At 72.3% G+C, this 6004-nt stretch carries 7 protein-coding genes; 3 read left to right on the top strand and 4 right to left on the bottom strand.

What is annotated here, in order from left to right:
* Positions 1–666, top strand: a 666-nt coding sequence (locus QM633_RS13020) for a CynX/NimT family MFS transporter (protein ID WP_415154192.1), incomplete at its 5' end; no start/stop codon positions are given.
* A gap of 35 nt (positions 667–701) precedes the next feature.
* Entirely contained in the window at positions 702–1331 is a 630-nt protein-coding gene (locus QM633_RS13015; protein WP_415154191.1) for a GNAT family N-acetyltransferase, read from the top strand.
* 201 nt (positions 1332–1532) lie between these two features.
* Here the strand turns inward: QM633_RS13015 and QM633_RS13010 are convergent, their stop codons facing one another.
* From QM633_RS13010 to QM633_RS13000, 3 genes are all read right to left on the bottom strand, one after another.
* Complete coding sequence (locus QM633_RS13010; protein WP_415154190.1) at positions 1533–2444, bottom strand: phosphotransferase family protein; 912 nt, start codon at positions 2442–2444, stop codon at positions 1533–1535.
* 72 nt (positions 2445–2516) lie between these two features.
* On the bottom strand, positions 2517–3008 hold the full coding sequence (locus QM633_RS13005; protein ID WP_415154189.1) for a DinB family protein: 492 nt from the start codon (positions 3006–3008) through the stop codon (positions 2517–2519).
* A gap of 24 nt (positions 3009–3032) precedes the next feature.
* The gene (locus tag QM633_RS13000; protein WP_415154188.1) at positions 3033–4298 is read right to left on the bottom strand and encodes an MFS transporter; all 1266 of its coding nucleotides are present in this window, start codon (positions 4296–4298) and stop codon (positions 3033–3035) included.
* A 179-nt stretch (positions 4299–4477) separates the two neighbouring features.
* On the opposite strand from QM633_RS13000, the gene QM633_RS12995 reads away from it, so the two are divergent.
* The gene (locus QM633_RS12995; RefSeq protein ID WP_415154187.1) at positions 4478–4774 is read left to right on the top strand and encodes a putative quinol monooxygenase; all 297 of its coding nucleotides are present in this window, start codon (positions 4478–4480) and stop codon (positions 4772–4774) included.
* Between the two features lie 33 nt (positions 4775–4807).
* On the opposite strand, the gene QM633_RS12990 is transcribed toward QM633_RS12995, so the two are convergent.
* Positions 4808–6004, bottom strand: a 1197-nt coding sequence (locus tag QM633_RS12990) for a Dyp-type peroxidase (RefSeq protein WP_415154186.1), incomplete at its 5' end; no start/stop codon positions are given.

Raw genomic sequence — 6004 nt, 5'->3', positions numbered from 1 at the left:
GGTGCCCACCCCGGCGTCCGCCGCAGGGCCGGGCTGCCCGACCCTGCCCCCGCGGTTCGGGCCCCCGACGCCCCGGTGGTGGCGAAGCGCCTCCCCGCCCCGCTGCGTCGGCTGACGGTCCTGCTGACCGTCGCCTTCTCCGCGCACACGCTGGCGTACTACGCGGTCACCGCGTGGCTGCCGTCCGCGCTCGCCGAGCTGCGGGGCATGACCGCACTGCAGGCCGGGGTGGCGGCGAGCCTCTTCCAGGCGGCGGGAGTGGTCGGCCCGCTGCTGGTTCCCGTCCTGGCCGGGCCGGCGCGCTGGTCGAGCCGCCGGATCCTCGTGGCGGTGGCGGTCGGCTGGACGTCGCTGCCAGCGGGCATGCTGCTCGCCCCCTCGCTGTGGGCGCTGTGGAGCGTTGCTGCCGGAATGGCGCAGGGGGCGTTCTTCGCGGCGATCATGGCGGTGCTGATCCGCCGGGCCCGCAGCGTCGACGAGAACCGTCGGGCGGTGGCACGCATGCAGACGTTCGGCTACTGCGTCGCCGCGGTCGGGCCGGTCCTGGTGGGCTGGCTCCACCAGCAGGTGGCCGGCTGGACGGCCCCCTTCCTCGTCATGCTGGCGATGGTCCTCGTGATGGGCGCCACCTCGGTCGCCGCTGTGCGGGAGCCGTCGGCGGACTGATCCGTCCGCATCGATGGCTCGCCTACCATGGCGGAATGCCGAAACTGCCCCAGGGTGCGTGGTTGTCGGGCCGGTTCGTCCGGCTGAGCCCCGTCATCGAGTCCGACCTGCCGGCGCTGGCGGCGATTCTCACCGAGCCAGCCGTCTACTCCTCCGGCTACGTGATGCGGCACCGTCCGACCACGAGCGAGGAGGCGCTCGGACTGGCCCGTTCGCAGTACCTCGATCCCCCGTCCTGCGATGGCGAGGGACGCGGTCGGGTGGCGTACGCGGTGCGGCTGCTCGAGGACTCTCCGCTCGGCGCGGCGGGAACCCTGGTCGGCACGTCGTCGCTGGGGGAGGCATTCCTCGTTCACGAGCGCCTGCACCTCGGCTGGACGATGTACGCGCCGCAGGTCTGGGGGACCGTGGTGAACCCCGAGACGAAGTACTTGTTGCTGAGGCACTGCTTCGAGGATCTCGGCTACGGGCGGGTGAAGATCCAGACCGACGCCGTCAACGCCCGCTCCGCCGCGGCGATCGCAAAGCTCGGGGCCACCCGCGAGGGCGTCCTGCGACGACACCTGCGCCGCGAGGACGGCAGCTTCCGTGACACCGTGGTGTTCAGCGTGACGATCGATGACTGGCCGCGGGTCAGCGAAGGTCTTCTGGCCCGCCTGCCCTGACCGTCCAGCGGGAAGGCACCCCGTCCCCTGAACGGGGATAGGGGACGGTTCTGCGGACGGGAAAGGAACCGTCCCCCGATCGGGAAAGGGGACGGTTCTGCGGACGGGAAAGGAACCGTCCCCCGAACGGGAAAGGGGACGGACCAGCGAACCGGAAAGGAACCGTCCCCCGAACGGGAAAGGGGACGGATCCGGTCCTGGTCAGAGGCGGCGGCAGGCGTCGAGCAGGACGGCGGCGGTCTCCTCGCTCTGAGGCGTCCGGACGGCCTGGACGGCGGCGACCAGCATGGCCGCCCGCGCGGGCACGGCGAGGGACGGCCACGGGTCTCCCTCGGCGGGGACGGCCGGGCCCCCCGCCTCCCGGTAGGACCCGAGGAAGGTCTCCCACGACTCGTCGTCGAGCAGGCCGGTCGCCCAGAAGGCGGCCGGCCGGGCGAGATCCCAGGCCGGGTCGCCGACGCCGAAGTCGTCGACGTCGAGCAGCTTCCAGCTGCGCCGCAGCGGGGTGTGGCCGAGCTGGCCGAGGTGGAAGTCGCCGTGCGCGAGGCTCACCCGCCCTGGATCCGCGAGCCGAGGGTCGAGGTCGTCGCCGAGCTCGACCAGCCAGGCCAGGTCCTTCCGCCCGGACTCGCGAAGATGGGCGACCGACCGGGCGAGCCGGGAATGCCCGCCCAGCCGCGGCAGCCCGTCGATCAACGGCATCCGGTGGAGCCGGGCGAGCAGTTGGCCCACATCCGACCACGGCGGACGGTCGATCGTCGACAGCACCGTGACCCGCGGCCAGATCGTCGCCAGCCGTTCTCCCGGGGCGGTGAGCGGTGCGTAGCGCAGCGGCTGGATCCACAGCCGGTCCATGTCGGTGGCGCCGATCCCGTGCAGGCGCCGGGCCAGCCGCTCGCGATCGGTGCGCTCGCCGTGCAGCTTCACGATCACCCCGGCGCAGATGTAGACCTGCGAGTGCTCGGGGGCGACCGGGCGGGTCGGCAGCCCCCGCGTGATCAGCGGCACCACGGGTGTGGTGGGACCGACCCGGGGGTCCTGCTCGGCCGCGGTGGCGCGGATCCAGTCGGCCAGGTGCGGGGTCAGCCCAGCGGACGCCTCCGCAGTGGCCATGCGCACCCCTTCGTCCGATCCCGGCAGCAGGGGAACACTACCCGCCCGCCGCCCGAACGTCGTGGTGCCGGGTCAGCCCATCGTCTTCTGGCCGTCGATGGCCTCGCGGATGATGTCGGCATGGCCGGCGTGCTGAGCCGTCTCGGCGAGGATGTGCAGGAGCGTGCGCCGGGCCGTCCAGGTCGTGCCCGGCTCGAACCAGGGTGCGTCCGGCAGCGGATGGGCCTCGTCGAGGCTGGGCAGCGCCCGGACGGCAGCCTCGGTCTCGGCGGCGCAGCGCTGGTAGTCGTCGATGATGCCCTCGAGCGTCTCGTCCGGGCCCATGTGATGGCCCTGCCACCAGTCGCCGGCCGCCTCGGCCATGTCAGCACCGGTCATGAACGCGACCCAACCGCGCTCCGTGGCCGCGACGTGCTTGATGATGCCGCCGATGTGCAGCTCACTGACCGTCGAGGTCAGCCTCGCCTGGTCGTCGGTGAGCCTCAGGGCCGTGAACAGCAGGAAGCCGCGGTGGCGGTCGAGCGCGGCCAGCAGGTCAGCGCGTTCGGTGTCGAGCTCGGACATGGTGGTACCTCCTCACCCGACACGCTACGCGTCGCCACCGACACCGCACAGGGGCCGGACATCCGGCTCGGGAGGACGTGACCGCAGCCGCCGCACCTCGGGGAAGGCCAGGGCGAACAGCGTCGTGCCGATACTCACCACGCCCGTTCCGATCAGGGCGGCGTGCACCCCGAAGGCCGCCGCGGCGGGTCCGGCGAGCAGCAGGCCGATCGGGCCGAGCATCAGTGAACCCAGGGCATCGTAGGAGGCGACCCGCGACAGCGACTCGGCCGGCACCTCGTGCTGCATGGTGGTCATCCACAGCACGCCGAACAGGTCGAAGCCGATGCCCATCACGAACGCCGCGGCCACGACCGTCCACAGCGGCGCGCTGACCCCCAGCAGAAGCTGCGGGATCGCCGCGGAGAACGTGAGCAGGGTTGCGACGAAGATCGGCCGCCGGGGCCGCCACACCATCGCGATACTGACGCCGAGGATCGCGCCGAGCGCCTCGCCGGCGAGGACGTAGGTCCAGCCCGCGGCGCCGCCCAGTTCGGCCTGGGCGACGACCGGCCCGAGGACGCCCTGCGACGCCTGCAGCACCATCAGCATGACCGCCCACTGCAGGACGCAGACGAACAGCCACTGCCGGCTGCGGAACTCGCCCCAGCCCTCCCGGAGCTGGCGCAGCGGGCTCTCCTCGCCACGGGCGAGGACGCTCGTCCGCGGCAGGAAGCCGGACAGCACCGCAGCGACCAGGTAGAGCGCGCCGGCGACCACCATCGCCCAGCCTCCGCCCAGCCACACCACCACGGCGCCGCTGGCGACCAGGCCGGCGAACCGCGCGGCGCTCGCCCCCATGGACAGCCACGCGTTGCCCTGCTGGAGCAGATGGACGGGGACGAGGTCGGGGATGATCCCGGTCAGCGCAGGGTAGACCGCCGAGCCGGCCATGCCGGCGAACGCCGCGGCCACGCACAACAGCCACAGCGGGGTGTACCCGGTCAGCATCATCGCGCCGACCGCGCCCCACGCCGCCGCGGCGACCAGCTGGCCCCAGCGCAGGACGAGGGCGCGCGGGTAGCGGTCCGCGACCACGCCGCCGACCAGCATGAAGACGACCAGCGGGATCGTCTGGCTCGCCAGCACGATCGAGAGCGTCCCGGCGTCCGCCCCGGGCAGACCGAGGATGCCGAACGCGAGCGCCACCGGTGCGAACGCCATGCCGAGCATCGAGATGGTGCGGGCGGCCAGCAGCACCATGAAGGGCTGGTTCGCGACGAGTTCGCGGCTCTGGCGTGAGGCGGGCATGACTGTTCCTGTGGGCGACGGCGGAGTCCGGGACGGTCCGGACCGATGACGGCCGGGCAGCCTTCCATGCTCTCACCGGGCGCGCCGCCCGGCAACTCCCGCCCGGAACGATCGTCCATGGCCCGGCCCGGACGAGAGGGAACCCTCCCGGCCGGCGCCGGGTCGGCGATGATGGGGGAATGCTGATCGTGCATGTCTTCGTCCACGTGGTCCCCGAGGGGCTGGACGCGTTCGTCGAGGCCACCAGGGCCAACGCCGAGGCGTCCCGGCTGGAGCCGGGGATCGCCCGCTTCGATGTCGTCCAGGCCCTCGACGACCCCACCCGCTTCGTCCTCGTGGAGGCCTACCGCAGCGACGCCGCCGCGGCGGACCACAAGGAGACCGCCCACTACGCGACCTGGCGGGATGCGGTCGCCGGCCTGATGGCCGAGCCGCGTCGTTCACTGAAGTACCGAGACGTCTCCTATCCGGACTGACCCGCGGACACGGCTGGGGCCCGGGGCCGCCACCTACTCGAAGAGCGCCTGGCCGATGTAGCCGCCGGTCCTCGGGGCGGGTGGGATCGCGAAGACGCCGGAGCCGACGTGCTGGATGTACTCGTTCAGCAGGTCGAAGCGGCCGAGCTTCTCCTGCAGGGTCACGAAGTGCGCAGGATCGTTCTGGTAGGAGATGAACAGCAGCCCGGCGTCCAGCAGGCCCTGGTCGTTGAGGCCGTCGGTGTAGTTGTAGCCGCGGCGCAGGATCTTCGTCCCGCCGTTGTTCTCCGGGGCGGCCAGCGCCACGTGGGACGACGCGTCGATCATGGTTGCGCCGTCGCCGTCGAGCCTCGCGAAATCGGGGGTGTCGAACTCGGCCGTCCCGCTCAGCGGGGCGCCCTCGCCCTTGGACCGGCCGAACACGCGCTGCTGGTCCGAGACGCGGTCGGCGTCCCAGTTCTCGATGGTCATCCGGATCTTCCGGACCACCTGGTAGGTCCCGCCGGTCATCCAGTCGGCGTCCTTCAGCCAGACGAACTCGTCGAAGTCGGCGTCGCCGCTGACGTTGCGCGTTCCGTCCTTGAACCCGAAGAGATTGCGCGGTGTGGTCTGTCCGGTGCCGGCGCTCGCCCGGCCGAAGCCCATCACCACCCAGCGGGTCTGCGCGGTCGTCGTCACCATCCGGGCGAGGTTGCGGACCGCGTGGTAGGCCACCTGGTGGTCGTCCGCGCACACCTGCAGGGACAGGTCGCCGCCGGTCAGGTCCGCCTGCAGACTCTCCCCCGGGATCCGGGGCAGGTCGGCCAGTAGCGCCGGACGCTTGTCCGCGAGCCCGAACCTGTCGCCGAACACCCCCGGCCCGAGGCCCACGGTGACCGTGAGGGACGCCGGCTCGAGGCCGTACGCCTCACCGGTGTCGATCCCCACCGCGTCGGGACGCGACGGCTCGACGACGCCGATCGTCTTTCCCTGGACCAGCTGTGCGATCGCCGCCGTCCAGCGAGCCAGGAGCACCTGCAGGTCCTGTGGGGTGGCCGAGGGGTTCAGGTCGAACGTCATGAACAGCGCGTGCCGTTGCGGAGGCGTCCGGATCCCCGGCGGGTGCGGCTGGTCGTAGAAGGGGATCGACGTCGTCAGGTCGATGCTGTCGACCTCGTCGGCCGGCACCGGGCCGGACGCGGCGCCCCCGCCGAAGGAGTACGCGGCTGCCGTGCTGGCCGCGCCCACGAG

It is taken from the genome of Propionicimonas sp. (assembly GCF_047606205.1).
GTDB lineage: Bacteria > Actinomycetota > Actinomycetes > Propionibacteriales > Propionibacteriaceae > Propionicimonas.
The sequence above is the reverse complement of the archived record's forward strand: the minus strand, read 5'-3'. Positions and strand labels throughout refer to the sequence as shown.

Bases quoted from the DNA above. Each gene is read 5' to 3' on its own strand.
- QM633_RS13005 (WP_415154189.1), bottom strand. From the start codon at position 3,008: ATGTCCGAGCTCGACACCGAACGCGCTGACCTGCTGGCCGCGCTCGAC.
- QM633_RS12995 (WP_415154187.1), top strand. From the start codon at position 4,478: ATGCTGATCGTGCATGTCTTCGTCCACGTGGTCCCCGAGGGGCTGGAC.
- QM633_RS13015 (WP_415154191.1), top strand. From the start codon at position 702: ATGCCGAAACTGCCCCAGGGTGCGTGGTTGTCGGGCCGGTTCGTCCGG.
- QM633_RS13010 (WP_415154190.1), bottom strand. From the start codon at position 2,444: ATGGCCACTGCGGAGGCGTCCGCTGGGCTGACCCCGCACCTGGCCGAC.
- QM633_RS13000 (WP_415154188.1), bottom strand. From the start codon at position 4,298: ATGCCCGCCTCACGCCAGAGCCGCGAACTCGTCGCGAACCAGCCCTTC.